This window comes from Pseudenterobacter timonensis (assembly GCF_900021175.1).
Lineage (GTDB): Bacteria > Pseudomonadota > Gammaproteobacteria > Enterobacterales > Enterobacteriaceae > Enterobacter > Enterobacter timonensis.
This window is the reverse complement of record NZ_FCOP01000007.1, coordinates 233040-259697: the sequence shown is the minus strand read 5'-3', so window position 1 is coordinate 259697 and position 26658 is coordinate 233040. Positions and strand designations below refer to the sequence as shown.

The 26658-nt window shown below is 54.3% G+C and carries 19 protein-coding genes, 5 tRNA genes and 1 other RNA gene; 4 read left to right on the top strand and 21 right to left on the bottom strand.

Annotated elements, in window-relative coordinates; translation table 11 throughout:
- Positions 1 to 210 precede the first annotated feature (210 nt).
- The 3 genes from BN3796_RS02230 to BN3796_RS02220 all read left to right on the top strand — a co-directional run bounded on the left by BN3796_RS02230 (position 211) and on the right by BN3796_RS02220 (position 2559).
- Complete coding sequence (locus BN3796_RS02230; RefSeq protein ID WP_061706803.1) at positions 211 to 1752, top strand: sensor domain-containing diguanylate cyclase; 1542 nt, start codon at positions 211 to 213, stop codon at positions 1750 to 1752.
- Positions 1753 to 1932: 180 nt separating this feature from the next.
- The gene (locus BN3796_RS02225) at positions 1933 to 2238 is read left to right on the top strand and encodes a PTS sugar transporter subunit IIB (RefSeq protein WP_061706802.1); all 306 of its coding nucleotides are present in this window, start codon (positions 1933 to 1935) and stop codon (positions 2236 to 2238) included.
- A 3-nt stretch (positions 2239 to 2241) separates the two neighbouring features.
- A complete protein-coding gene (locus BN3796_RS02220; protein WP_061706801.1) occupies positions 2242 to 2559 on the top strand; it encodes a PTS lactose/cellobiose transporter subunit IIA in 318 nt (105 codons plus the stop codon).
- 115 nt (positions 2560 to 2674) lie between these two features.
- On the opposite strand, the gene rpoC is transcribed toward BN3796_RS02220, so the two are convergent.
- From rpoC to BN3796_RS02155, 13 genes are all read right to left on the bottom strand, one after another.
- On the bottom strand, positions 2675 to 6898 hold the full coding sequence (gene rpoC / locus BN3796_RS02215; protein WP_061706800.1) for a DNA-directed RNA polymerase subunit beta': 4224 nt from the start codon (positions 6896 to 6898) through the stop codon (positions 2675 to 2677).
- 76 nt (positions 6899 to 6974) lie between these two features.
- Positions 6975 to 11003 carry a DNA-directed RNA polymerase subunit beta gene (gene rpoB, locus BN3796_RS02210; protein ID WP_061706799.1) on the bottom strand — a complete coding sequence of 1343 codons (4029 nt, stop codon included), beginning with the start codon at positions 11001 to 11003 and terminating at the stop codon, positions 6975 to 6977.
- A 319-nt stretch (positions 11004 to 11322) separates the two neighbouring features.
- Positions 11323 to 11691 (bottom strand): 50S ribosomal protein L7/L12, encoded by a 369-nt coding sequence (gene rplL / locus BN3796_RS02205; protein ID WP_007727297.1) that lies wholly within the window; start codon positions 11689 to 11691, stop codon positions 11323 to 11325.
- A gap of 66 nt (positions 11692 to 11757) precedes the next feature.
- Positions 11758 to 12255, bottom strand: coding sequence for a 50S ribosomal protein L10 (gene rplJ / locus BN3796_RS02200; RefSeq protein ID WP_004097644.1), 498 nt, complete (start codon positions 12253 to 12255; stop codon positions 11758 to 11760).
- 289 nt (positions 12256 to 12544) lie between these two features.
- Positions 12545 to 13249, bottom strand: coding sequence for a 50S ribosomal protein L1 (rplA, locus tag BN3796_RS02195; RefSeq protein ID WP_061706798.1), 705 nt, complete (start codon positions 13247 to 13249; stop codon positions 12545 to 12547).
- Positions 13250 to 13252: 3 nt separating this feature from the next.
- Entirely contained in the window at positions 13253 to 13681 is a 429-nt protein-coding gene (gene rplK / locus BN3796_RS02190; protein ID WP_006688357.1) for a 50S ribosomal protein L11, read from the bottom strand.
- Between the two features lie 155 nt (positions 13682 to 13836).
- On the bottom strand, positions 13837 to 14382 hold the full coding sequence (gene nusG / locus BN3796_RS02185) for a transcription termination/antitermination protein NusG (RefSeq protein ID WP_003862341.1): 546 nt from the start codon (positions 14380 to 14382) through the stop codon (positions 13837 to 13839).
- A gap of 1 nt (position 14383) precedes the next feature.
- Positions 14384 to 14767, bottom strand: a complete 384-nt coding sequence (gene secE, locus BN3796_RS02180; RefSeq protein WP_013094999.1) for a preprotein translocase subunit SecE — start codon at positions 14765 to 14767, stop codon at positions 14384 to 14386.
- Positions 14768 to 14996: 229 nt separating this feature from the next.
- Positions 14997 to 16181 carry an elongation factor Tu gene (tuf, locus tag BN3796_RS02175; RefSeq protein ID WP_061706797.1) on the bottom strand — a complete coding sequence of 395 codons (1185 nt, stop codon included), beginning with the start codon at positions 16179 to 16181 and terminating at the stop codon, positions 14997 to 14999.
- 118 nt (positions 16182 to 16299) lie between these two features.
- Positions 16300 to 16375, bottom strand: a tRNA-Thr gene (locus tag BN3796_RS02170).
- A 5-nt stretch (positions 16376 to 16380) separates the two neighbouring features.
- A tRNA-Gly gene (locus tag BN3796_RS02165) sits at positions 16381 to 16455 on the bottom strand.
- A gap of 111 nt (positions 16456 to 16566) precedes the next feature.
- Positions 16567 to 16651, bottom strand: a tRNA-Tyr gene (locus BN3796_RS02160).
- An 8-nt stretch (positions 16652 to 16659) separates the two neighbouring features.
- Positions 16660 to 16735: transfer RNA gene (locus tag BN3796_RS02155), tRNA-Thr, on the bottom strand.
- Between the two features lie 325 nt (positions 16736 to 17060).
- Here BN3796_RS02155 and coaA point away from each other — a divergent pair.
- Positions 17061 to 18011, top strand: a complete 951-nt coding sequence (gene coaA / locus BN3796_RS02150) for a type I pantothenate kinase (RefSeq protein WP_061706826.1) — start codon at positions 17061 to 17063, stop codon at positions 18009 to 18011.
- Positions 18012 to 18058: 47 nt separating this feature from the next.
- Here the strand turns inward: coaA and dppF are convergent, their stop codons facing one another.
- The 8 genes from dppF to eptB all read right to left on the bottom strand — a co-directional run bounded on the left by dppF (position 18059) and on the right by eptB (position 26551).
- Entirely contained in the window at positions 18059 to 19072 is a 1014-nt protein-coding gene (gene dppF, locus BN3796_RS02145) for a dipeptide ABC transporter ATP-binding subunit DppF (RefSeq protein WP_061706796.1), read from the bottom strand.
- On the bottom strand, positions 19069 to 20052 hold the full coding sequence (gene dppD, locus BN3796_RS02140; protein ID WP_061706795.1) for a dipeptide ABC transporter ATP-binding protein: 984 nt from the start codon (positions 20050 to 20052) through the stop codon (positions 19069 to 19071). The genes dppF and dppD overlap by 4 nt, the downstream gene beginning before the upstream one ends.
- 10 nt (positions 20053 to 20062) lie before the next feature.
- A complete protein-coding gene (gene dppC, locus BN3796_RS02135; protein ID WP_061706794.1) occupies positions 20063 to 20965 on the bottom strand; it encodes a dipeptide ABC transporter permease DppC in 903 nt (300 codons plus the stop codon).
- A 9-nt stretch (positions 20966 to 20974) separates the two neighbouring features.
- Complete coding sequence (gene dppB, locus BN3796_RS02130) at positions 20975 to 21994, bottom strand: dipeptide ABC transporter permease DppB (protein ID WP_061706793.1); 1020 nt, start codon at positions 21992 to 21994, stop codon at positions 20975 to 20977.
- A 189-nt stretch (positions 21995 to 22183) separates the two neighbouring features.
- Positions 22184 to 23791 (bottom strand): dipeptide ABC transporter periplasmic-binding protein DppA, encoded by a 1608-nt coding sequence (dppA, locus tag BN3796_RS02125; protein ID WP_061706792.1) that lies wholly within the window; start codon positions 23789 to 23791, stop codon positions 22184 to 22186.
- Positions 23792 to 24521: 730 nt separating this feature from the next.
- Positions 24522 to 24655, bottom strand: a non-coding RNA gene (locus BN3796_RS02120) — RtT sRNA.
- 33 nt (positions 24656 to 24688) lie between these two features.
- A tRNA-Pro gene (locus tag BN3796_RS02115) sits at positions 24689 to 24765 on the bottom strand.
- A 91-nt stretch (positions 24766 to 24856) separates the two neighbouring features.
- Entirely contained in the window at positions 24857 to 26551 is a 1695-nt protein-coding gene (eptB, locus tag BN3796_RS02110; protein WP_061706791.1) for a kdo(2)-lipid A phosphoethanolamine 7''-transferase, read from the bottom strand.
- Positions 26552 to 26658 lie beyond the last annotated feature (107 nt).

Here is a 26658-nt window from a genome sequence, read left to right as displayed (position 1 = left end):
CTCGTCGTCAGCAACGGATGCTGACCAGGGCGAAAAAGCTTCTTCCTCGTTTCGCCCTGCCCTCCGAAAAATCGGGATTATTTAGAATGTTCTTAAGATAAATCATTTTGAACAAATTGACGGTGCTTATAATAGATACGCCTCGTTAGCGGACAACCGGGGTTAGCCTTCTCTTTTCATCTGTTTTTCTTCAGGACTGATAGGCAATTCATGGCATTTCACAGCAGAAAACTCTCTTTTACCACGCCGATTCTGGTGAGTTTTGCAGGCATCTTTTTCAGCTTTCTGCTTATTGCTGTATTTATCACTCTTACTCAGAGAAATGATGTTCTTGAGAATTATCACGAGATTAACCATAAATTCACCCATAACCTGGCGGTAAATTACACCGAGTCGATTCTGCGTGAGAACGACTATATCCTGGCCCGCGCAGCCAACTTCTTTTCCGTCGACGATCGGCTGGAGGAGACGATCAACCGCGATCCCGGGCGCGGTTTGCAGCTCCTGATGCAGCTGCAAACCCTGATGCCCGCCGTTTCATCCATCTCGCTGGCGGATACCCGAGGGCATTACTTACGCGCACCAGAAGTATCCGCAACCGATGCGAATAAGCGGTTTGATGTCCGTCGCTCGCCCTGGTATGTGGTACAGGCTGAAGCCAGCACTTTCAATCGTTATACCCGCGTCTACATGGATAACTTTACTCACCAACCGACGGTGACCGTCTACAAACCGGTTATTACGGCGGGCGGCAGGCTGAAAGGAAGCCTCGCGTTTCATCTCGATCTCGCCGCCATGGGTTATACCCTGCGTCATATGGCGGCGCCAACGCAGGGAGAGTTTTTCATTGTGGAGCGTGACGGCCGGGTGGTGCTGCATCCCAATACGGGAGCGCTCTTTAAACGCTACGTCAGCGACACCCTGATGGAAAAAATGACCAGCGGCGAAGGGCATATTTACGATCCAGAGAGCCGGGAATGGTATTACTATTACTCATTCACCAATCCCGACTGGTTTGTCATCTACCGGGTCTCCGACGCTACGCTGAATAACCTCACCCGCCATGCCACCACGATGGTGATCTGGGGTTTTGCGCTGGCCGCCTTCGTCATTGTGCTGTTCGGGCTCTATCTGCGCCACGCCTCGCGCACGGTGCTAATGAATATCATCCAGGCCATTAAAACCGGAGAAGTAAATCGCGTACCGCGTCTGGAGGCGATGCTCAGCAAGGCGATCGAATCCAGCAAAGCGCGCGAACAGGCTTATGCCCGGCAGGCGACCCATGATGCTCTGACCGGCTGTAAGAACCGTCGCGCCTTTGACAGCGATATCGCGGCGCTGATGAACGATCATCAACCATTTATCCTGGCGCTGGTCGATGTCGATAACTTTAAGTTTATCAACGATACCTGGGGGCATCTCACCGGTGATGTCGTGCTGCGCCATATCGCCCATGAAGGGCTTAAAATTTTTCATCCGCACAATGTCGCTCTCTACCGCTATGGCGGAGAAGAGTTTGCGGTCATCTTTACCGCATCGCAAATGCATGAGGCCTGCCCCCTGCTGGAAGCGTGGCGCCAGCGCGTGGCGGCGCGAAGCTGGCGTGAAAAAGGGCTGCAGGTAACCTTTAGCGCAGGCTATGGCGAGTGGCAGTTTGAACCGCTGGAAAATCTCCTCAGCAGCGTTGACGAAGCGTTGTACACGGCTAAACGACAGGGTAAAGATCGTATCCTTTCTGTCACTTCCCGCTGATCGTTCGCGGATAAAAAAGCCTGTTACAACAGGCTTTCTGCCGTTGCAGGCAAAATTGTAACCGGTTTCATAAAAATAGACCTTTCTTTGTGATGCCTGGCACACAATCATCGCAAAGCGATTGTTGTCGCGCTCCGCACGGGCTAATTATCCTTAGACACATGTACATCGAGGCTGATTATGAAGAACATCGTTTTATGCTGTGCAGCGGGAATGTCAACCAGCATGCTGGTTCAACGTATGAAAGATGCCGCTCAGAAGAAAGGGGTTGAAGTCACGATTAAAGCCGTGCCGGTTGCGGAGTTTAAGGAAAACATCGCCACAGCCGATATCGTTCTCCTGGGGCCACAGGTGAAATACGAGCAGGCCAAACTGCAGGCGCAGGCGGAGCCGCTGGGTAAAAAGGTGGCCGTAATCGATATGATGGATTACGGCATGATGAAAGGCGATGCCGTCCTGGAAAAAGCGCTTAAACTGCTGGAGTGAGCCATGGAAGATTTAGAAACGACCATTATGGAACTGCTGGTTAACGCAGGCGCCGCGCGAAGCGCTGCCCTCACCGCTCTGCAGATGGCACGTAAAGGCGACTTTGCCGAAGCCGAAAAGGCGATGGAGGAGTCGCGAGAATATGTTAAGCATGCGCATACTATCCAGACGCAGCTGATCGGGCTTGATGAGGGTACCGGCAAGCTGCCGGTGAATCTCATCACCGTCCACTCTCAGGACCATCTTATGAACGCGATGGTCATTCAGGATCTGGCGGGGGATATGATTGAGCTTTATCGACGGATCCCGTTAGTAAATTGAAGATATACAGATGTAAAAAAACCCGCCGAGGCGGGTTTTTTATTGTCGGGTGGCGCTACGCTTAGCCGACCTACGATTTATATGCCCGGTAATTTTCACCACCGGGCATCAACGATTACTCGTTGTCGGAACCGCCCAGACCTGCGTTCAGCAGTTCTGCCAGGCTGGCAGAAGCTTCTTCTGCGCTAACCTGCGGTGCAGCCGGCATTTCGCCCGCCGCGCGACGGCGCATACGATCCTGGTGGTACGCATAACCGGTACCCGCCGGGATCAGACGACCCACGATGACGTTCTCTTTCAGACCGCGCAGTTCGTCGCGTTTGCCCGCAACGGCTGCTTCGGTAAGCACACGCGTGGTCTCCTGGAACGATGCCGCGGAGATGAAGGACTCGGTTGCCAGAGACGCTTTGGTGATACCCAGCAGATCGCGTGCGTAAGTCGCACCCACCTTGCCGTTCGCTTCCAGATCGCGGTTAGCGATCTTAACGCGAGAGTATTCCACCTGCTCACCTTCGAGGAACTCGGAGCTGCCCGCGTTCACGATGGTGGCTTTACGCAGCATCTGACGAACGATAACTTCGATGTGCTTATCGTTGATCTTAACGCCCTGCAGACGGTAAACGTCCTGCACTTCGTTCACGATGTAACGAGTTACCGCGTGAACGCCACGCAGACGCAGAATGTCGTGCGGCGCTTCCGGACCGTCGGAAACCACGTCACCACGTTCTACGCGTTCACCTTCGAACACGTTGAGCTGACGCCATTTCGGAATCATCTCTTCGTACGGCTCGCTACCGTCAACCGGGGTGATCACCAGACGGCGTTTACCTTTGGTCTCTTTACCGAAGGAGATAATACCGCTGATTTCCGCCAGGATTGCCGGCTCTTTCGGACGACGTGCTTCGAACAGGTCCGCAACGCGCGGCAGACCACCGGTGATGTCCTTGGTACCGCCGGATTCCTGCGGAATACGCGCCAGGGTGTCACCAGAGCTGATCTGTACGCCATCTTCCAGCTGAACAATCGCTTTACCCGGCAGGAAGTACTGAGCAGGCATATCGGTGCCTGGGATCAGAACGTCGTTGCCCTGAGCGTCAACAATTTTCAGCGCCGGACGCAGGTCTTTACCACCGGTAGTACGTTCCGCAGAATCCAGAACCACCAGAGAAGAGAGACCGGTCAGTTCGTCGGTCTGACGAGTAATCGTCTGGCCGTCGATCATGTCGGTGAAGCGGATGAAACCCGCCACTTCGGTGATAACCGGCATGGTGTGCGGATCCCAGTTTGCTACGGTTTCACCGCCTGCAACCTGCTCGCCGTCGCCTTTCGCCATCACCGCGCCGTAAGGCACTTTATAGCTCTCTTTGGTACGACCAAATTCGTCGATCAGCTTCAGTTCAGTGTTACGGGAGGTAATCACCAGTTTACCGCTGGAGTTCACAACCGACTTCGCGTTGCTGAGCTTGATGCTACCTTTGTTTTTCACCTGGATGCTGGATTCAGCAGCCGCACGAGATGCCGCACCACCGATGTGGAACGTACGCATCGTCAGCTGAGTACCCGGCTCACCGATGGACTGTGCCGCGATAACGCCGATGGCTTCACCTTTGTTGATGATGTGGCCACGCGCCAGGTCACGACCGTAGCAGTGCGCACATACACCAAAGTCGGTGTCACAGGATACGACGGAACGGACTTTGACAGAGTCAACGGAGTTCGCTTCCAGCAGGTCACACCACTGTTCGTTCAGCAGAGTGTTACGCGGAACCAGAATATCCGCAGTGCCCGGCTTCAGAACGTCTTCAGCAGTTACACGACCCAGTACGCGATCGCGCAGTGGCTCTTTAACATCGCCACCCTCGATAACCGGAGTCATGACGATACCTTCCAGCGTGCCGCAGTCATCCTCGGTCACGACCAGATCCTGCGCCACGTCAACCAGACGACGAGTCAGGTAACCGGAGTTCGCCGTTTTCAGTGCGGTATCCGCCAGACCTTTACGCGCACCGTGCGTGGAGATGAAGTACTGGAGTACGTTCAGACCTTCACGGAAGTTCGCGGTGATCGGCGTTTCGATGATGGAGCCATCCGGCTTCGCCATCAGACCACGCATACCCGCCAGCTGACGAATCTGTGCAGCAGAACCACGCGCACCGGAGTCGGCCATCATGTAGATGCTGTTGAAGGAAACCTGCTGCTCTTCCTGACCGTCACGGTTAATCACGGTTTCGGTTTGCAGGTTATCCATCATCGCTTTGGATACACGATCGTTCGCCGCAGCCCAGATATCGATAACTTTGTTGTAGCGTTCGCCCGCGGTCACCAGACCAGACTGGAACTGCTCCTGGATTTCGGCAACTTCAGCTTCCGCTTCGGAGATGATCTCGTGTTTCTTCTCCGGAATTACCATATCGTCGATACCAACAGATGCACCTGAACGCGCTGCATAAGCAAAGCCGGTGTACATCGTCTGGTCAGCGAAAATTACGGTCGGCTTCAGGCCCAGAATGCGGTAACAGGTGTTCAGCATTTTGGAGATAGCCTTCTTGCCCAGCGCCTGGTTGACGATGGAGAAAGGCAGACCTTTCGGCACGATCATCCAGAGAATCGCACGGCCAACAGTCGTGTCTTTCAGGCTGGTTTTCGCGACAAATTCGCCGTTAGCATCTTTTTCATATTCGGTGATACGCACTTTAACGCGCGCATGCAGAGAGGCCAGGCCAGCGCGATAAATACGCTCAGCTTCTTTCGGGCCAGTCAGCACCATGCCTTCGCCTTTGGCGTTAACACAGTCGCGGGTCATGTAGTACAGACCCAGTACAACGTCCTGAGACGGAACGATGATCGGTTCGCCGTTCGCCGGAGAGAGGATGTTGTTGGTAGACATCATCAGCGCACGCGCTTCGAGCTGGGCTTCCAGCGTCAGCGGTACGTGAACAGCCATCTGGTCACCATCGAAGTCGGCGTTATAGGCCGCACAAACCAGCGGGTGCAGCTGGATCGCTTTACCTTCGATCAGAACCGGTTCAAACGCCTGAATACCCAGACGGTGCAGGGTCGGCGCACGGTTCAGCAGTACCGGGTGTTCGCGGATCACTTCATCCAGGATATCCCAGACGACAGCTTCTTCACGCTCAACCATTTTCTTCGCGGCTTTGATGGTGGTGGCGAGGCCACGCAGTTCCAGCTTGCCGTAAATGAACGGTTTAAACAGCTCCAGCGCCATTTTCTTCGGCAGACCGCACTGATGCAGACGCAGGTATGGACCTACGGTGATTACAGAACGACCGGAGTAGTCAACACGCTTACCGAGCAGGTTCTGACGGAAACGACCCTGCTTACCTTTGATCATATCGGCCAAAGATTTCAGCGGACGCTTGTTAGAACCGGTGATCGCACGACCGCGACGACCGTTATCCAGCAGGGCATCTACCGCTTCCTGCAGCATACGTTTTTCGTTGCGTACGATGATGTCCGGCGCAGCCAGATCCAGCAGACGCTTCAGACGGTTGTTACGGTTGATGACGCGACGATAGAGATCGTTCAGGTCAGACGTTGCGAAACGACCACCATCCAGTGGAACCAGCGGACGCAGATCTGGCGGCAGAACCGGCAGAACGGTCAGGATCATCCACTCTGGCTTGTTGCCAGACTGTACGAACGCTTCCAGCAGTTTGATACGCTTGGTCAGCTTCTTACGCTTGGTTTCAGAGTTAGTTTCGTTCAGCTCTTCACGCAGCTGCTCGCACTCTTGCTCCAGATCCATGCTCTTCAGCAGGGCCTGGATCGCTTCTGCACCCATCTTCGCGTCAAATTCGTCACCGAACTCTTCCAGCGCGTCAAGATACTGCTCTTCGGTCAGGATCTGGTTACGTTCCAGATTGGTCATACCGCCTTCGATAACCACATAGGATTCGAAGTACAGAACGCGTTCGATATCGCGCAGCGGCATATCCAGCAGCAGGCCGATACGGGACGGCAGAGATTTCAGGAACCAGATGTGCGCGGTCGGAGAGGCCAGCTCGATGTGGCCCATGCGCTCACGACGCACTTTGGTCTGGGTCACTTCAACGCCGCACTTCTCACAGATCACACCACGGTGTTTCAGGCGCTTGTACTTACCGCACAGGCACTCGTAATCTTTTACTGGCCCGAAGATACGCGCGCAGAAAAGGCCGTCACGTTCAGGTTTGAACGTACGGTAGTTAATGGTTTCCGGCTTCTTAACTTCACCGAAAGACCATGAACGGATCATGTCTGGCGAAGCCAGAGCAATTTTGATCGCATCAAACTCTTCGGTTTTAGTTTGCGCTTTCAGAAACTTTAATAAGTCTTTCACGGATTTGCTCCCGTCGGAGTTAGCACACTCCGCTGTCGGGTTTTACCCCGACAGCGGTGACCTGTTTGAGCGAGAATTACTCGTCTTCCAGTTCGATGTTGATACCCAGCGAACGAATCTCTTTCAACAGTACGTTGAAGGATTCCGGCATGCCCGGTTCCATCTGATGGTTGCCGTCCACGATGTTCTTATACATCTTAGTACGGCCGTTCACGTCATCAGACTTAACGGTGAGCATCTCCTGCAGGGTGTAGGCGGCGCCGTAAGCTTCCAGCGCCCACACTTCCATCTCCCCGAAGCGCTGACCACCGAACTGCGCTTTACCACCCAGCGGCTGCTGAGTAACCAGGCTGTAAGAGCCGGTAGAACGAGCGTGCATCTTGTCGTCGACCAGGTGGTTCAGTTTCAGCATGTACATGTAACCTACGGTTACCGGACGCTCGAACTGTTCACCGGTACGGCCGTCAAACAGCGTGATCTGACCGGAAGTCGGCAGGTCACCCAGCTGCAGCAGCTCTTTGATTTCAGCTTCTTTCGCACCGTCGAATACCGGCGTTGCGATCGGCATACCTTTGCGCAGGTTCTCTGCCAGACGCAGCACTTCTTCATCGCTGAAGGTGTTCAGGTCGACTTTCTGACGAACGTCGGCGCCCAGATCGTACGCACGCTGGATGAACTCGCGCAGTTTCGCGACTTCCTGCTGCTGTTTCAGCATGGCGTTAATCTTGTCGCCGATACCTTTCGCAGCCATACCCAGGTGGGTTTCAAGAATCTGACCGATGTTCATACGAGACGGTACGCCCAGCGGGTTCAGTACGATATCTACCGGCGTACCGTTAGCATCGTGCGGCATATCTTCGATCGGGTTGATCTTAGAGATAACACCCTTGTTACCGTGACGACCTGCCATCTTATCACCAGGCTGGATCTGACGTTTAACCGCCAGATAAACCTTAACAATCTTCAGCACGCCCGGTGCCAGATCGTCGCCCTGGGTGATTTTGCGGCGTTTCGCTTCGAGTTTTTTCTCGAACTCGTGTTTCAGTTCGTCATACTGCTCAGCCAGCTGTTCCAGCTGATTCTGTTTCTCTTCGTCGGTCAGGCCCAGTTCCAGCCAGCGATCGCGCGGCAGTTTGTCGAGCTTCTCAGCTTCAACGCCACCGGCAACCAGCACCGCATAGATACGGCTGAACAGACCTGCTTCGAGGATCTGCAGTTCTTCAGACAGGTCTTTCTTAGCCTGTTTGAGCTGCATCTCTTCGATTTCCAGCGCACGCTTATCTTTCTCAACGCCATCACGAGTGAAGACCTGAACGTCGATAACCGTACCGGAAACGCCGTTCGGTACGCGCAGAGAAGAGTCTTTCACGTCAGACGCTTTCTCACCGAAGATCGCGCGCAGCAGTTTCTCTTCTGGCGTCAGCTGGGTTTCGCCTTTCGGCGTCACTTTACCAACCAGAATATCGCCGCCGGTCACTTCCGCACCGATGTAAACGATACCGGATTCATCCAGTTTGGAGAGCGCAGCTTCACCCACGTTCGGGATGTCAGCGGTGATCTCTTCCGGCCCCAGCTTGGTGTCACGGGAGACACATGCCAGTTCCTGAATGTGAATCGTGGTGAAACGATCTTCCTGGACCACACGCTCGGAAACGAGGATGGAGTCTTCGAAGTTGTAACCGTTCCACGGCATGAACGCTACGCGCATGTTCTGACCGAGCGCCAGTTCACCGAGGTCGGTGGACGGACCGTCTGCCAGCACGTCGCCGCGTTCAACTGGCTCACCCAGAGATACACAAGGCATCTGGTTGATACAGGTGTTCTGGTTAGAACGGGTGTATTTGGTCAGGTTGTAGATGTCGATACCCGCTTCGCCCGGATACATCTCGTCTTCGTTAACTTTGATAACGATACGGGATGCGTCCACGTACTGAACGGTACCGCCACGCTTAGCAACCGCGGTAACACCGGAGTCAACGGCAACAGCACGTTCCATACCGGTACCAACCAGCGGCTTGTCGGCGCGCAGAGTCGGAACCGCCTGACGTTGCATGTTCGCACCCATCAATGCACGGTTGGCGTCATCGTGTTCCAGGAACGGGATCAGGGACGCACCGACGGAAACCACCTGCTGGGTGGAAACGTCCATGTAGTCGACCTGGTCGCTGCTGAACAAGCTGGACTCACCTTTACTACGGCAGGTAACGAGATCGTCAACGAAGCGACCTTCTTCGTCCAGGTTGGTGTTCGCCTGGGCGATAACGTAGTTACCCTCTTCGATAGCAGAGAGGTAATGAATTTCGTCGGTTACCACACCGTCGGTCACTTTACGGTACGGAGTCTCAAGGAAGCCGTACTCGTTCGTCTGTGCGTACACGGACAGGGAGTTGATCAGACCGATGTTCGGACCTTCAGGCGTTTCGATTGGACATACGCGGCCGTAGTGGGTCGGGTGTACGTCTCGAACTTCGAAGCCTGCGCGCTCACGGGTCAGACCGCCCGGGCCGAGTGCAGAGATACGACGTTTGTGCGTAATCTCAGACAGCGGGTTGTTCTGGTCCATAAACTGAGAGAGCTGGCTGGAACCGAAGAACTCTTTCACCGCCGCCGAAATCGGCTTGGCGTTGATCATGTCCTGCGGCATCAGGGTATCCAGATCGCCCAGAGAGAGACGCTCTTTCACCGCACGCTCTACACGCACCAGGCCAACGCGGAACTGGTTTTCCGCCATTTCGCCCACGGAACGGATACGACGGTTGCCGAGGTGGTCGATATCATCCACTTCGCCTTTACCGTTACGGATATCGATGAGCTTCTTCATGACATCAATGATGTCTTCTTTGCTCAGGATACCGGAACCTTCAATCGCATCGCGCAGCAGGGAACGGTTGAACTTCATGCGGCCCACTGCGGAGAGATCGTAGCGGTCTTCGGAGAAGAACAGGTTCTCAAACAGGCTTTCAGCCGCTTCACGGGTCGGCGGCTCGCCCGGACGCATCATACGGTAGATTTCTACCAGCGCGCTCAGACGGTCATTGGTTGGATCGACGCGTACGGTTTCAGAGATATACGGGCCATGGTCCAGATCGTTGGTGAACAGCGTTTCGATACGCTTGTGACCAGACTGGCTCAGCTTCGCCAGCAGATCCAGGCTCAGCTCCATGTTCGCCGGGCAGATCAGCTCACCGGTGGACTCGTCCACATAATCTTTCGCGGCTACTTTTCCAGCAATGTATTCAACCGGTACTTCGATGTGTTTGATATCATCTTTTTCCAGCTGACGGATGTGGCGCGCGGTAATGCGGCGACCTTTTTCCACATACACTTTGCCGTTGGCTTCGATGTCGAACGACGCGGTTTCGCCACGCAGACGTTCCGGCACCAGCTCCATCTGCAGCTTGTTGTCGCGGATTTCAAAGATCACTTTTTCAAAGAACAGGTCGAGGATCTGCTCAGTGGTGTAGTTCAGCGCACGCAGAATGATGGTTGCCGGCAGCTTACGACGACGGTCGATACGGACAAACAGGTTGTCTTTCGGATCGAATTCGAAGTCCAGCCAAGAACCGCGGTAAGGAATGATGCGCGCGTTGTACAGTACTTTACCGGAAGAGTGTGTTTTACCTTTATCGCTGTCGAAGAAGACGCCCGGGCTACGATGCAGCTGGGAAACGATAACACGCTCGGTACCGTTGATAACGAAAGTACCGTTGTCGGTCATGAGCGGGATTTCGCCCATGTAGACTTCTTGTTCTTTAATGTCTTTAACGGTGCCTTCCGGCGCTTCGCGCTCGTAGATCACCAGACGCAGTTTTACGCGCAGCGGTGCGGAGTAGGTCACGCCACGGATCTGACATTCCTGAACGTCAAACACCGGTTCGCCAAGGCGGTAGCTGACGTACTGCAGCTCGGAGTTACCGCTGTAGCTCTGAATCGGGAATACGGAACGGAATGCAGCTTCCAGACCATACTGCCCTTCAGGATCTTGCTCGATAAACTTCTGGAACGAGTCAAGCTGGATAGAAAGGAGATAGGGCACATCCAGAACTTGTGGACGTTTACCAAAATCCTTACGAATACGTTTTTTCTCGGTATAGGAGTAAACCATAGGGTTCCTCAGCTCGCTGACAAGTCGACCCATCTGTCCATTGGTCGGACAGTTTGTGCAACACCATTTTGTTGACCGGAAAATGGAACACTTTCCGCAATGCCTGTTGCTATCACGCTTAAACCATTTCATTGCGATTTACACAGAGCAGGCACTCTGTCGCAGTATATTAAGTCGTCGATAGAAACAAGCATTGTCAGGACAACCAGTAGTCAAACAGTGTGAAATGCTACTGGCGCCTTACAGCGCAAAAAGGCTGGTGACCAAAAAGTCACCAGCCATCAGCCTGATTACTCAGGCTGCAACCTGAAGGGTTGGCTTATTTAACTTCAACTTCTGCGCCAGCTTCTTCCAGGGATTTTTTCAGAGCTTCAGCGTCATCTTTGCTCACGCCTTCTTTCAGAGCGGCCGGAGCAGATTCTACCAGGTCTTTAGCTTCTTTCAGACCCAGGCCAGTTGCGCCACGTACTGCTTTGATTACAGCAACTTTGTTCGCACCAGCAGCTTTCAGAATTACGTCGAATTCAGTTTTTTCTTCAGCAGCTTCAGCAGCCGGGCCAGCAGCTACAGCTACAGCGGCAGCAGCGGAAACACCGAATTTTTCTTCCATTGCAGAGATCAGCTCAACAACGTCCATTACGGACATAGCGGATACTGCTTCAATGATTTGATCTTTAGTGATAGACATTTAAATTGTTCCTGAATATCAGAATAAGTTTATACGTAAGCAGATGCTTGATAAAGAAAACTGCGATTAAGCAGCTTCTTTCGCATCGCGTACAGCAGCCAGAGTACGAACCAGTTTGCCAGCCGAAGCTTCTTTCATGGTTGCCATCAGGCGTGCAATTGCTTCTTCGTAGGTCGGCAGAGTTGCCAGGCGGTCGATCTGAGACGCCGGGATCAGCTCACCTTCAAAGGCAGCGGCTTTGACCTCAAATTTTGCATTCGCTTTCGCGAACTCTTTGAACAGACGAGCAGCAGCGCCCGGGTGTTCCATAGAGTATGCAATCAGGGTCGGACCAACAAACGTGTCTTTCAGGCACTCGAACGGAGTACCTTCAACGACGCGGCGCAGCAGGGTGTTACGAACAACACGCATGTAAACGCCAGCTTCACGACCTGCTTTACGCAGTTCAGTCATTTTATCTACAGTTACGCCACGGGAATCCGCAACTACTGCAGACAGCGCGCCTTTGGCTACTTCGCTGACTTCAGCAACAATCGCTTGTTTGTCTTGAAGATTTAAAGCCATTAGCTTTGCTCCTGGATGTTTGCCAGAGCTCATGCTCTGGAACTCACTTCACTCTCCCCAACGGAAAGAGCGTCTTAATACGGTGAGCAGAAACAAGCCAGAATATCCAAAAATAATCTTAGCGTTCTGTCACCGTCTACGCAGGGGATTAAGCCTCTTGCGAGACGCCTGCGGTCTTCGACGGAGGCCTGGATAGGCCAGGCTCCAACGAACAATTTGGTTACCTGCTAACCATCGTTAGCAAACGTGGGCAAAGATTGTAGACAAAATCACCGCCCACGTAAAGGTATTAGTTTGCAGCAGCGCTCAGGCCAGCCTGGTCAACTGCAACACCTGCACCCATGGTGGTGGAGATGCTAACTTTCTTGATGTACACGCCTTTCGCCTGAGTCGGTTTTGCTTTTTTCAGCGCAACCAGCAGAGCTTCCAGGTTTTCTTTCAGTTTGTCAGCGTCAAAGTCCACTTTACCAATGGTGGTGTGGATGATGCCGTTTTTGTCGTTACGGTAACGAACCTGACCTGCTTTAGCATTCTTAACCGCTTCAGCAACGTTCGGGGTAACAGTACCGACTTTCGGGTTTGGCATCAGGCCACGCGGACCCAGAACCTGGCCCAGCTGGCCAACAACGCGCATTGCATCCGGGGAAGCAATAACAACGTCAAAGTTCATTTCGCCTTTCTTGATCTGTTCAGCCAGATCTTCCATACCTACCAGCTCTGCGCCAGCAGCTTTAGCTGCTTCAGCGTTTGCGCCCTGGGTAAATACGGCAACGCGAACGGAACGGCCAGTACCGTGCGGCAGTACAGTCGCGCCACGTACGTTCTGGTCAGATTTACGCGCGTCGATGCCGAGGTTTACGGCAACGTCAACGCTTTCTACGAACTTAGCGGTAGCCAGTTCTTTCAGCAGAGAGATAGCTTCGTTGATGTCGTACTGTTTGGTCGCATCAACTTTCTCACGGATCACACGCATGCGCTTGGTCAGTTTAGCCATTTCTTAGTCCTCCACTACCAGGCCCATGGAACGTGCAGTACCTTCGATGGAGCGAGTCATCGCTTCAATGTCGGCACCGGTCATGTCGGCAGCTTTGGTCTGCGCGATTTCCTGCAGCTGAGCGCGGGAAATTTTACCTACTTTGTCTTTGTTCGGCTTGCCGGAACCAGACTTGATACCAGCCGCTTTTTTCAGCAGAACTGCTGCCGGCGGAGTCTTGGTAACGAAGGTGAAAGAACGGTCAGCGTAAACGGTGATAACAACCGGAATCGGCAGACCTTTTTCCATGGAATCAGTTTTTGCGTTGAACGCTTTGCAGAATTCCATGATGTTAACGCCCTGCTGACCCAGTGCTGGACCAACCGGCGGACTCGGGTTTGCCATACCAGCTGCAACCTGCAGCTTGACATAGGCTTGTACTTTCTTAGCCATGTAACTTTCCTCTGAATGGGTAATAACGCCTCAGCGAGGCTCCCCGTGATAAAAAATCGTTTTACGGGCGTAGCCCATAAAAACAAAAGGCGCGAAATTGTATTCCAATCTCGCGCCCTGTGCAACGATTAAATCGCCGCTTTTTTGATCGCTGGTTAGGCTTTTTCGACCTGGGCGAAATCCAGCTCTACCGGGGTCGCACGACCGAAGATAGAGACGGATACTTTCAGGCGGGACTTCTCGTAGTCCACCTCTTCCACCACACCGTTAAAGTCAGCGAACGGACCGTCGTTAACACGAACCATTTCACCCGGTTCAAACAGCGTTTTCGGACGCGGCTTATCACCTACCTGCTGCAGGCGGTTCATAATCGCATCAACTTCTTTATCGCTGATTGGCGCCGGACGGTCGGACGTGCCGCCGATAAAGCCCATTACGCGCGGTACGCTGCGAACTAAATGCCAGCTTGCGTCGTTCATAACCATCTGAACCAGCACGTAACCCGGGAAGAATTTGCGCTCGCTCTTGCGACGCTGGCCGCCACGGATCTCAACCACTTCTTCGGTTGGAACCATAACTTCGCCAAACAACTCTTCCATATTGTGTAATTTGATATGCTCACGCAGCGAAGTCGCTACGCGGCCTTCAAAACCGGAAAACGCCTGAACGACGTACCAGCGCTTTTTAGGGGCTTCAGACATCTCAGAACCTCAGGCCAGTGATAAAGGATACCAGGCGAACCAGAATACCATCCAGTCCCCACAGGATCAGTGACATTACAGCGGTAACCGCCGCTACGATCAGCGTGGTGTGCAATGTTTCCTGGCGAGTCGGCCAAATTACCTTGCGGACTTCGGTACGCGCTTCGCGGGCAAACGCGACGGTCGCTTTGCCTTTAGTCGTCAACAGCGCGACACCACCCGCCGCAGCAATCAGAATAACCACTGCAAGCGCGCGTAGCGGCAGCATAATGTCACGATAAAGGTAGTTGCCGACAATCGCTACGATCAGCAGTACGGCTACAACTACCCATTTCATCGCTTCCAGGCCGCGCCCGCTCCCTTGAGCTTCGGTATTCGCACTCATAAACCAACCTGTCAGAAGTATTCTACAAACATTTTCACCCCGCGATCGCGAGGCAAACCAAATCGAAACGCTTATTAGCTTTTCGGATTATACGCTCTCTTCAGAGCCTGTCTCAGCAATGATTATGACAAAATTAATCACTGATGAGCCAGGTTCTGGTGTGAAAGCGTGCAAAAAGGGCATCAAATGATGCCCTTTTATTGCGCATTGCGTCAAATGTTATCAGCGATTAGCCGAGAACTTTAGCAACAACGCCCGCGCCAACGGTACGGCCGCCTTCACGGATTGCGAAACGCAGACCGTCGTCCATCGCGATCGGGTGGATCAGGGTAACAACCATCTTGATGTTGTCGCCCGGCATTACCATCTCTACGCCTTCCGGCAGTTCGATGGTGCCAGTCACGTCAGTTGTACGGAAGTAGAACTGCGGACGGTAGCCTTTGAAGAACGGAGTGTGACGGCCGCCTTCGTCTTTGGACAGAATGTACACTTCAGATTCGAACTTGGTGTGCGGCTTGATGGTGCCCGGCTTAGCCAGTACCTGACCACGTTCGATCTCTTCACGCTTGATACCACGCAGCAGAACACCAACGTTCTCACCGGCACGGCCTTCGTCCAGCAGTTTGCGGAACATTTCAACGCCAGTACAGGTGGACTTCGCAGTCTCTTTGATACCAACGATTTCAACTTCTTCGCCAACCTTGATGATACCGCGCTCTACACGACCGGTAACAACGGTACCACGACCGGAGATGGAGAATACGTCTTCGATCGGCAGCAGGAACGGCTTGTCAATCGCACGCTCTGGTTCCGGAATGTAGGAATCCAGGAAGCCAGCCAGTTCGATGATCTTCTCTTCCCACTCAGCTTCGCCTTCCAGCGCTTTCAGAGCAGAACCACGAACGATCGGCGTGTCGTCGCCCGGGAAGTCGTACTGGGACAGCAGTTCGCGAACTTCCATCTCAACCAGTTCCAGCAGCTCTTCGTCATCAACCATGTCGCACTTGTTCAGGAACACGATGATGTACGGAACGCCTACCTGACGACCCAGCAGGATGTGCTCACGGGTCTGCGGCATCGGGCCGTCAGTCGCAGCAACAACCAGGATCGCGCCGTCCATCTGCGCAGCACCGGTGATCATGTTTTTAACATAGTCGGCGTGGCCCGGGCAGTCTACGTGCGCGTAGTGACGGGTCGGGGTGTCATATTCAACGTGAGAGGTGTTGATGGTGATACCACGAGCTTTTTCTTCCGGCGCGTTATCGATCTGGTCGAATGCGCGAGCAGAACCACCGTAGGTTTTAGCCAGAACGGTAGTGATTGCAGCGGTCAGGGTAGTTTTACCATGGTCAACGTGGCCGATAGTACCGACGTTGACGTGCGGTTTTGTACGTTCAAATTTTTCTTTAGACATCGATTGTCCCTCTAAGACACGGATAAATCGGTGATATCACCACATCAACCAGGCAATATGCCTGAACTGTTGAATGCTTTTAAATGTAAACAGAGAGAAACGGGAAGGAGAAGTGAAGTGGTGCTGATACCCAGAGTCGAACTGGGGACCTCACCCTTACCAAGGGTGCGCTCTACCAACTGAGCCATATCAGCACGTCTGGAGCGGGCAGCGGGAATCGAACCCGCATCATCAGCTTGGAAGGCTGAGGTAATAGCCATTATACGATGCCCGCATCCTGAAACTCGGCTACCCAGTTCTTTCTGTATTAAAGGAGAAGAACACTCTCCATTCGAGCCGGTGAGTACTGCTTCCGACTCTGGCTCCGCAATCGCGTTGCCGAAGATGGTGGTGGGGGAAGGATTCGAACCTTCGAAGTCTGTGACGGCAGATTTACAGTCTGCTCCCTTTGGCCGCTCGGGAACCCCACCTGGCTTGATGGTGCCGACTACCGGAATCGAACTGGTGACCTACTGATTACAAGTCAGTTGCTCTACCTACTGAGCTAAGTCGGCATCAAGTAGCGCGCATTCTAGGGAGACATGGACGCGCATGCAACTAAAAATTTGCATAAAACGCTCTTTCGCTCACATTTTGCACGAACGGAGCAACAAACGCTGCCATTTCATACGCTCACGGTTAATTATTCAGCATAAAAGGCCCGTTTCAGGCGGTTATTCACTACCGTGACGACGTCAGCGTAACGCATCACTTTCCATCTTTTTTCTTATTATTCGTCTCATCTGGTGTTAACCTCCTGCCCATTGTCCAAATAACTGTAACGAACCCACGTCAGCCGCCGCTGTTGCGCTGATGTAAAAGGTTCGCTGAAGCATGCTTATGAGCAAAAAAGAGCAATTGTTGACGACACCCTACCTGCAGTTCAATCGTAGCCAGTGGGCTGCCCTGCGTGACTCCGTGCCGATGACGCTGACGGAAGGTGAAATCGCGCGCTTAAAAGGGATAAACGAAGATCTCTCTCTGGAAGAGGTGGCGGAAATTTATCTCCCGTTATCGCGCTTGCTTAACTTTTACTACAGCTCCAACCTGCGCCGTCAGGCGGTACTGGAGCAGTTTCTCGGCACGAACGGCCAGCGCATTCCCTATATCATCAGCATCGCAGGCAGCGTCGCGGTCGGCAAAAGCACCACCGCGCGCGTGCTGCAGGCGCTCCTGAGCCGCTGGCCCGAGCATCGCCGCGTTGAGCTGATCACCACCGACGGCTTCCTGCACCCCAACCAGGTGCTGAAAGAGCGTGGCCTGATGAAGAAAAAAGGGTTCCCGCTCTCCTACGATATGCACCGTCTGGTGAAATTCGTTTCGGATATCAAATCGGGCGCGCCAAACGTGACCGCGCCGGTCTATTCGCATCTGATTTATGACGTGATCCCGGATGGCGATAAAACGGTCGCCCAGCCCGATATTTTAATTCTGGAAGGGTTAAACGTGCTGCAAAGCGGCATGGACTATCCGCACGATCCGCACCATGTTTTTGTCTCCGACTTTGTCGATTTCTCAATTTATGTTGACGCGCCGGAAGATCTGCTAAAAAACTGGTATATCAACCGCTTCCTGAAGTTCCGCGAAGGGGCGTTTACCGATCCCGACTCCTATTTCCACAACTACGCCCAGCTTTCAAAAGAGGAAGCGATTAACGTGGCGACCTCGCTGTGGAATGAGATTAACTACGTTAACCTCAAAGAGAACATTCTGCCGACGCGCGAGCGCGCGAGCCTGATTTTGACCAAGAGCGAAGATCACGCGGTAGACCAGGTCCGGCTGCGTAAATAGCTGACCGCCCGAAAGGAAAAAACCGGCAATCGCCGGTTTTTTTGTGGTTACAGCACCGGCTTTTCGCCGTTTTCATCCTGATCGACCGCGAAGCAGGCCACCAGCTGGCCGCCGTACTCCTTCAACTGCGGCTGAAGCTGGGTGCAGGGGCCGAAACGGCGGCGGCAGCGGGCGTTAAAGGCGCAGCCCGGCGGCGGGTTAAGCGGGCTCGGCAGTTCACCGGTGAGCTTAATGCGCTCGCGGCGATCGTCCGGGTTCAGGCGCGGCGTGGCGGAGAGCAGGGCCTGAGTATAGGGATGGCGCGGGTTAGAGAAGATCTGCTCTTTCGTCCCTTTCTCCACGCAGCGGCCCAGATACATCACCATCACTTCGTCCGCAATATGCTCGACTACCGAGAGGTCGTGCGAAATAAAGACGTATGACAGCCCCAGATCCTGCTGCAAATCCATCATCAGGTTGAGCACCTGGGCGCGCACCGACACATCCAGCGCGGAGACCGGCTCATCGGCGATCACCACGTCAGGATCGAGCATCAGACCGCGGGCGATAGCGATACGCTGACGCTGACCACCGGAGAACATATGCGGATAGCGGTCGTAGTGTTCGGTTTTTAGCCCCACCTTCGCCATCATCGCCAGTGCCTTTTCGCGCCGTTCCGCTTTACTGAGCGAGGCGTTAATCAGCAGCGGCTCTTCCAGAATCTGCCCCACCTTTTTGCGCGGGTTAAGCGAACCGTAGGGGTTCTGGAACACAATCTGGATCTTCTGGCGACGCAGCTTCTGCGCCTGCGGATCGTGCTTAAGCAAATCCTGGCCCTGGTAATAAAGCTCGCCGCCGGTCGGCGTTTCGATCATGGTCAGCAGGCGGCCCAGGGTTGATTTCCCGCAGCCGGACTCCCCCACCACCGCCAGCGTCTTACCGCGCTCAAGGCTAAAGGAGACGCCGTCCAGCGCTTTCACCAGGCGTTCCGGGGCGAACAGCCCCTTCTTAACCGGGTAGTGTTTTTTCAGGTCGATAGCCTGCAACAGCGGCTGTTGCAGGGTGGCCTCTTGCGTACTCATAGTGTGGGCCTCCCGGCATCATCGAGTGGATAGTGGCATTTGGACTGGCGGCCGCCGTCAACGGTATTGAGCGCGGGCTCTTCCGCGCGGCACCTGTCGGTAGCATAGGGGCAGCGAGGATTGAGCAGACAGCCGCTCGGGCGGTCATATTTGCCCGGCACCACGCCCGGCAGCGATGCCAGGCGCGCTTTATCCTGCGCAAACTCAGGTAAGGCGCGCAGCAGCGCCTGGGTATAGGGGTGGCGCGGCGCGCGGAAGATATCGTGCGAGCTGCCCGTTTCAACCACCTGCCCGGCGTACATCACAATGATTTTATGCGCCGCTTCCGCCACCAGCGCCAGATCGTGGGTGATCAGCACCAGCGCCATATTTTCTTTCTGCTGGAGCTCCAGCAGCAGCTCGATAATCTGCGCCTGGATGGTCACATCCAGCGCGGTAGTCGGTTCGTCCGCGATCAGCAGCTTCGGCCGGCAGGCGATGGCCATGGCGATCATCACGCGCTGGCTCATGCCACCGGAGAGCTGATGCGGGTAGACGTCCAGACGCGACGCCGGATCGGGGATCCCCACCTGAGTCAGCAGGTCAATCGCCCGTTGGCGGCGGGTTTTCTTGTTGCCCCCCTGGTGAACCTTGATCGCTTCCATAATCTGGAAGCCGACGGTGTAGCAGGGATTAAGACTGGTCATCGGATCCTGGAAGATCATCGCCACTTCGGCGCCCACCAGCTGGCGGCGCTCTCGTTCGGAGATACGCTTCAGATCCTGACCGTTAAAGAGCAGGTTCTCCGCCATCACGCGGCCCGGGTAATCAATCAGGCCCATAATCGCCAGCGAGCTGACCGATTTACCGGAGCCGGATTCGCCTACAATGCCTACCACTTCGCCCTGATTTACGCTGTAGCTGATGCGGTCCACGGCGCGAAATTCGGTTCCAACGTCGCCGAAGTGAACCGATAGTTGATCTACATTTAATAACGCCATCTCGTGCCTCTTACTGCTTCAGTTTGGGATCGAGCGCATCGCGCAGCCCGTCGCCCATCAGGTTAAATGCCAGCACCGTCAGCAGAATTGCCACCCCCGGGAAGGTGACAACCCACCAGGCGCTCTGCGCGAACTGCAATACGTCGGAGAGCATGGTGCCCCACTCCGGCGTCGGCGGTTGCGCACCCATGCCCAGAAAGCCGAGTGCTGCCATATCGAGAATGGCGTTAGAGAAGCCGAGCGACGCCTGAACGATCAGCGGCGCAAGGCAGTTCGGGAAGATATTCACAAACATCTGGCGCATCGCACCGGCGCCCGCCACGCGAGAGGCGGTGACATAGTCGCGGTTGACCTCCACCAGCACCGCAGCACGCGTTAAGCGTACATAGTGCGGCAGCGCGACGAAGGTCAGCGCCAGGGCGGCGTTACCAATCGACGGGCCGAAGATCGCCACCAGCACCAGCGCCAGCAGCAGGCTCGGCAGCGCCAGCATGATGTCGACGACGCGCATAATGATGTTATCGATAATGCCGCCAAAGTAGCCCGCTACCAGCCCGAGGATAATCCCCAGCACCAGCGACAGTACCACTACGAGGCAGCCCACCAGCAGCGACAGGCGCGCGCCATACATCAGACGCGACAGCACGTCGCGGCCCACGTCGTCGGTTCCGAGCAGATGCGCCAGGCTACCCCCTTCCTGCCAGGCGGGCGGCGCCAGCAGCGCGTCGCGGAACTGCTCCGCCGGGTTATAGGGCGCCAGCACATTCGCGAACAGAGCGATAACGATCATAATGACCACATAGACCAGCCCCACCACCGCGCCTTTGTTACGCTTGAAGTAGTGCCAGAACTCCTGCATCGGCGACATCGGCACCGGTGCAGCAACCACTTTATTTTCCGTTACTTGTGACATGATGGCCCCTTACTTCTTATGACGAATACGCGGGTTCACCACGCCGTACAGCAAATCGACCAGCAGGTTGACGAGGATAATCATCGTCGCTACCAGCAGCACACCGCCCTGCACCACCGGATAATCGCGGCGCTGTAGCGCGTCGATCAGCCAGCGACCCAGGCCTGGCCAGGAGAAGATGGTTTCCGTCAGGATCGCCCCGGCCAGCAGCGTACCGACCTGCAGGCCGATAACGGTTACTACCGGCAGCATGGCGTTGCGCAGGGCATGTACGATAATCACGCGCATGCGGGTCAGCCCTTTGGCGCGGGCGGTGCGGATATAATCTTCACCCAGCACCTCCAGCATGGAGGAGCGGGTCATACGCACGATTACCGCCAGCGGGATGGTGCCGAGCACTACGGCAGGCAGCACCATATGGGCCAGCGCGTCAATAAAGTTGCCCTCTTCGCCCCAGATGGCCGTATCGATCAACATAAAGCCGGTGAGCGGATTCGTATCATCGAGAAAGACCATGTCGCTGACGCGGCCGGAAACCGGCGTCAGGTTCCACTGAACCGAAACCAGCATGATCAGCATCATGCCCCACCAGAAGATGGGCATGGAATACCCGGTAAGCGCAAGGCCAACCGCAGTATGATCAAAGATAGAGCCGCGTTTCACCGCAGCCAGAACGCCGACAGGAATGCCTACCGCGACTGCAAAAATCATGGCGCAGATACCGAGCTCCAGCGTCGCTTTAAAACGCGGCACGAACTCGTCCCACACCGGGAGACGGCTTTTCAGCGAGATCCCTAAATCACCGTGCAGTACGCCCCAGATATAGTGGAGATACTGCTGCCACAGCGGCTTATCCAGGCCAAGTTCGGCCAGCAGCTGCGCATGACGTTCAGGGGAGATACCACGCTCGCCCGCCATAATCATTACCGGGTCGCCGGGGATCATATGGACGAAAGCGAAGGTGAGAAGGGTAATACCGATAAACGTCGGGATGACAAGCCCCAGACGTCGGAGGATGAACTGCAACATAACCCGGATTCTCTGTAATGACGCCCCGCCTGGTGACGGTTCGTCTGTATTGCTCACAATCTCATTCCCGATAAACGGGAATAAAGCACTGCTGCCGGGTGACGCTACGCTTATCCGGCCTACACGCGTAGGCCCGGGCAAGCGCAGCGCCGCCGGGCATGGGGTGCAGTCGCACCCCCTGACTTTTAATTATTCGACAGATACGTTTTCGAAGTGGTGTTTGCCAAGCGGATCAACCACATAGCCTTTGACCTCTTTACGCACCGGCTCATAGACGGTGGAGTGGGCGATGATCAGCGCTGGCGCCTGGTCATGCATCACTACCTGAGCCTGTTTGTAGAGCTCAATACGCTTGTTGTGATCTTCTGCTGCACGCGCCGGCTGAATCAGATCTTCAAACGGCTTATAGCACCAGCGAGAGTAGTTAGAGCCATCTTTCGCCGCCGCGCAGCTGAACAGGGTGGCGAAGAAGTTATCCGGATCCCCGTTATCACCGGTCCAGCCCATCATCACCGCCTGGTGTTCACCCGCTTTGGCGCGCTTCAGGTACTCGCCCCACTCGTAGGTAACAATCTTGGCCTGAACGCCAATTTTCGCCCAGTCAGCCTGAATCATCTCGGCCATACGGCGCGCATTCGGGTTGTAAGGACGCTGTACCGGCATCGCCCACAGCTCAACGGTAAAGCCTTTATCCTGACCCGCCTCTTTCAGCAGCGCTTTCGCTTTTTCAGGATCGTAGGAGTAGTCTTTAACGTCGTCGTTATAGCCCCACATGGTTGGCGGGATCAGGTTTTTCGCCGCCACGCCGGCACCCTGGTAAACGGCTTTGATGATCGCCTCTTTGTTTACCGCGTAGGTCAGCGCCTGACGCACCTTCACATCATCAAACGGTTTCTTCTCGGTGTTGAAAGAGAGGTAGCCCACGTTCAGACCCGCCTGCTCCATCAGGTTGATATTTTTATCCTGCTTCATGCGGGCGATATCTGCCGGGTTCGGGTATGGCATCACCTGGCACTCATTTTTCTGCAGCTTGGCGTAACGCACGGAGGCGTCAGGCGTGATGGAGAAAACCAGACGATCGATCTGCGGCTTGGTGCCCCAGTAGCCCGGGAAGGCTTTATAGAGAATGCGGGAGTCTTTCTGGTATTGCAGCAGCTGGAACGGACCGGTGCCGATCGGGTTCAGGTCGACTTTCTCCGGCGTACCGGCTTTCAGCATGTTGTCCGCATACTCTTTAGAGAGGATAGAGGCGAAGTCCATCGCCAGGTCAGCGAGGAACGGCGCTTCCGGACGGGTCAGCACGAACTGGACGGTCTTATCGTCTACTTTTTTCACTTCACTGATCAGATCCGGCAGGCCCATCCCTTCGAAGTATTCATAGCTGCCGCCTGATACTTTGTGATACGGGTTTTGCGCGTTTTTCTGGCGATCGAAAGAGAAGACCACGTCATCGGCGTTCAGGTCGCGCGTTGGTTTAAATTCTTTGCTGTCCTGCCACTTCACGCCCTGACGCAGGTGGAAAGTATAGGTTTTACCGTCTTCGCTGATTTCCCACTTTTCCGCCAGACCCGGAATAACTTCCGTAGTACCGGTTTTAAATTCAACCAGACGATTATAAACAGGCACAGAGCTTGCGTCGTAAGTGGTGCCTGAAGTGAAAAGCTGTGGGTTAAAGCCTTCCGGCGAGCCTTCAGAACAGTAAACCAGGGTTTTGGCCTGCACGCTTGCCGCAACGGTCATTGCCACCAGGCTGAGACCAAGCTTCAGCATCCCTGACTTCTTCAAGGAAATACTCATTATTCTGCTCCAATGTGATGTTTTGCTTGTTGTGTTACTCCGCCAGCCTTTATTTATTTTTTACCCGGTCTGGTCGGTGATGCCCGAAGGCGTTATGAGGGATGGAGATTCCTTTCAGGTAAGCATCTGAGCAGCAGCGCAGATCCTCCCTGAAATGCCCCTCGTGCCCTACAATCTGTCAACAGAATGTGAAAACGTCAATACAGGTGGCGGGGATTTACGCAGAGTGTGAGAAACGGCAAACAAAGATTAAAAAAACTCATCGGGTGTGTTTGCAGCAGGGAAATTTATGCTACCCGCCGATACTCAGCACAATTCGCTTCATAATTTGCAACATTCAGTGATTAACTTTTATTCAGTTATCGTCAATTTTCTTACAAACCGGTGAATATCTGAGCACTAAATGCCGCGAACGTTAAAACGCACAGGCAAAAATGCTGAGGTTATCCATAAGCAACGCGAAAAAAGATCAATCCATATATAAAAAAATACAATGGAATATGTCACAAAAACGTTAACAGGCAGGGGAAAACGGGGATAAGGGGAATTTTTCTACGTTAGCGCACAAAAAAGGGTAAAACAGGCTGTGCCGGGTTAGCGCAGCGAGTTTGTTATTTTGCCGGGTGGCGCTTCGCTTACCCGGCCTACAAATGGCGCTCGCCCCCGGAGCTTCTCATCCTCACGGGCTTTAATAGCAAAAAACCCTGCTCATTGAGCAGGGTTTTAAATTTGGTCGGTGATAGAGGATAACTCGCCACTGCGTGGCTCGCCCTGCGGGCCGTTGCTGGCGCAACGTTCCCTCGCTTCGCTCGGGTCGAACCTCTCGCCCGCCGGAGGTTCTCATCCTCACGGGCTTCAATAGCAAAAAACCCTGCTCATTGAGCAGGGTTTTAAATTTGGTCGGTGATAGAGGATTCGAACCTCCGACCCCTTCGTCCCGAACGAAGTGCGCTACCAGGCTGCGCCAATCACCGAATGCGGGGCGCATCTTACTGCTGAGGCGCCCGCCCGTCAATCCCTTATCATAAAAAAGCCATTCGATCGGCGAGAAACTCGCCAGACCGGTTATTTAGCAGCTTTTGCCGTCCCGTCGGGAATATGGCACCAGTTATTGTGCTCGTTAATCCCACCATCTGGCGAGGTGTAGCCCAGGCACCCCATAATGGTGTCATACAGTTCCACATGCCGGCGCGGCACCTTGATTTCCGCCTCGTGCTTCAGCTGCGCAAACATCTTCGCCTTATCCGGCTGGGCAAGATATTTATCCGACATCCAGACCATCATCGGCACGCGGAACTGCTCCGGCGGCGCCAGCTTGCGCGGCGTACCGTGGAGGTGCTGTTTATCGTTAATCGACTCGCCGTGATCAGAGGCGTAAATCACAATCGCCTTTTTATCACGCAGCTCATCAATAACGCGGTCAATAAAGGTATCCACATAAAGGATGGAGTTATCGTAGGCGTTAATCAGCTCCTGCTTGCTGCAGTCCTTATTAATGCCGACGCACTCCGGCTGCCACTTCGCAAAATCACGCGTATAACGCTGATAGTAGCTGTAGTGCGACCCTTTGGTATGCAGGATAATCATATGCTTGCCGTTCGGATGATTTTCCAGCGAACGGGACATCTCCTGCAGCAGCAGCATATCGTCAACGTTCTTACCGCGGTTGCGCGGCTCGGCGCCAATCTGCTCGCGATAGGCGATATTGTCCGCCAGAGTATTGGTGTAGAACCACATCTCGCTCTGCATCGAGAAGAGATCGGCACTAAAGCCAAGCTGTTTTAGCACCGCAAACACGTTCTGCTCTTTCAGCGTACGCTGCGGGTTATCGCTCGCCCCGCCCTGACGTACGAACATGCAGCGCAGGGAGAGTTTCGTGGCGGTATCGCAGGAGTAGCCGCGATAGGCCACCAGGTTCTTCTCCTGGGCGAGTTTCGGCGTCGTGTCGCGCTCATAGCCGAGCATACCCATGTGATCCCAGCGCGTGGTCTCGCCAATAATAAAGACCAGATAGGTGTCATCCAGCTCGTTGCCCGGCGCCACATAGGTGAATTTTTTAGCTGGATCGATCAGCGATTTCACGTCCGTAGACTCATCGGCCTGCGCCCAGGCGTAAAGACCCAGCGCAGAGAGCCAGTTAGAAGGCAGGTAGGAGTTCGCCACCACCCCGCCGTAGCTTGGCATGTCGATGCCAGTCGCTTTCTCGATGCGCTTTTGCTGCTTCTCCATCAGGCGAATCGGCGCCCAGACCAGCAGGCCAGCCAGTATAACCACGGTAATATTACGCAGTCGCTGACCGCGGGTACGCAGCTGGCGCAGCAGCGTATAACGGCAGCGGTTGCTCCAGATAAAGAACAGCGGAATCAGACAGGTCAGGATCGTCCAGACCACAAAGCCACGCCCCACCACCTCTTTTGAGAGGTCGATATCGGTCGTCATCACCGAGGCTACAATCCCGTAGCCAATCACCACGTTAAGGAAGGTCATGTAATAGCTTGCCGCGGCGGAGATAATTACCACCAGCGAGGCGAGGATCTGCCATGCCCGACGGCCAAACAGAGAGAGGAGCCGTAATAAAAAGAAGGTCGCCAGAATGGAGCCGAACAGCTCAATCGCAGCAAAAATTCCATTTCTTAAAGTGAAGTGTTCGAGATAACTTTCCACTCGTCTGAACAAAACTGCGCCATTCAGAAAGAGACCAATATAGACAGCCAGCAACAGGCAAAGCCTCTGCTGGGTAAGGGACCTAATGTATTTCATGCAAACAACCCTGGGAAAAGGGGTATATAAACCCGCTGAATATCGCTGGGATACCAGACAGACTAAGTAAGTGCGATAGAAATCGTTATCAGAAACGTCTACAAGCG

Bases quoted from the DNA above. Each gene is read 5' to 3' on its own strand.
- dppF (WP_061706796.1), bottom strand. From the start codon at position 19,072: ATGAGTACGCAAGAGGCCACCCTGCAACAGCCGCTGTTGCAGGCTATC.
- BN3796_RS02220 (WP_061706801.1), top strand. From the start codon at position 2,242: ATGGAAGATTTAGAAACGACCATTATGGAACTGCTGGTTAACGCAGGC.
- dppC (WP_061706794.1), bottom strand. From the start codon at position 20,965: ATGTCACAAGTAACGGAAAATAAAGTGGTTGCTGCACCGGTGCCGATG.
- dppD (WP_061706795.1), bottom strand. From the start codon at position 20,052: ATGGCGTTATTAAATGTAGATCAACTATCGGTTCACTTCGGCGACGTT.
- rplJ (WP_004097644.1), bottom strand. From the start codon at position 12,255: ATGGCTTTAAATCTTCAAGACAAACAAGCGATTGTTGCTGAAGTCAGC.
- dppA (WP_061706792.1), bottom strand. From the start codon at position 23,791: ATGAGTATTTCCTTGAAGAAGTCAGGGATGCTGAAGCTTGGTCTCAGC.
- tuf (WP_061706797.1), bottom strand. From the start codon at position 16,181: ATGTCTAAAGAAAAATTTGAACGTACAAAACCGCACGTCAACGTCGGT.
- dppB (WP_061706793.1), bottom strand. From the start codon at position 21,994: ATGTTGCAGTTCATCCTCCGACGTCTGGGGCTTGTCATCCCGACGTTT.
- BN3796_RS02230 (WP_061706803.1), top strand. From the start codon at position 211: ATGGCATTTCACAGCAGAAAACTCTCTTTTACCACGCCGATTCTGGTG.
- eptB (WP_061706791.1), bottom strand. From the start codon at position 26,551: ATGAAATACATTAGGTCCCTTACCCAGCAGAGGCTTTGCCTGTTGCTG.
- nusG (WP_003862341.1), bottom strand. From the start codon at position 14,382: ATGTCTGAAGCCCCTAAAAAGCGCTGGTACGTCGTTCAGGCGTTTTCC.
- rplK (WP_006688357.1), bottom strand. From the start codon at position 13,681: ATGGCTAAGAAAGTACAAGCCTATGTCAAGCTGCAGGTTGCAGCTGGT.
- coaA (WP_061706826.1), top strand. From the start codon at position 17,061: ATGAGCAAAAAAGAGCAATTGTTGACGACACCCTACCTGCAGTTCAAT.
- rpoB (WP_061706799.1), bottom strand. From the start codon at position 11,003: ATGGTTTACTCCTATACCGAGAAAAAACGTATTCGTAAGGATTTTGGT.
- rplA (WP_061706798.1), bottom strand. From the start codon at position 13,249: ATGGCTAAACTGACCAAGCGCATGCGTGTGATCCGTGAGAAAGTTGAT.
- rplL (WP_007727297.1), bottom strand. From the start codon at position 11,691: ATGTCTATCACTAAAGATCAAATCATTGAAGCAGTATCCGCTATGTCC.
- secE (WP_013094999.1), bottom strand. From the start codon at position 14,767: ATGAGTGCGAATACCGAAGCTCAAGGGAGCGGGCGCGGCCTGGAAGCG.
- BN3796_RS02225 (WP_061706802.1), top strand. From the start codon at position 1,933: ATGAAGAACATCGTTTTATGCTGTGCAGCGGGAATGTCAACCAGCATG.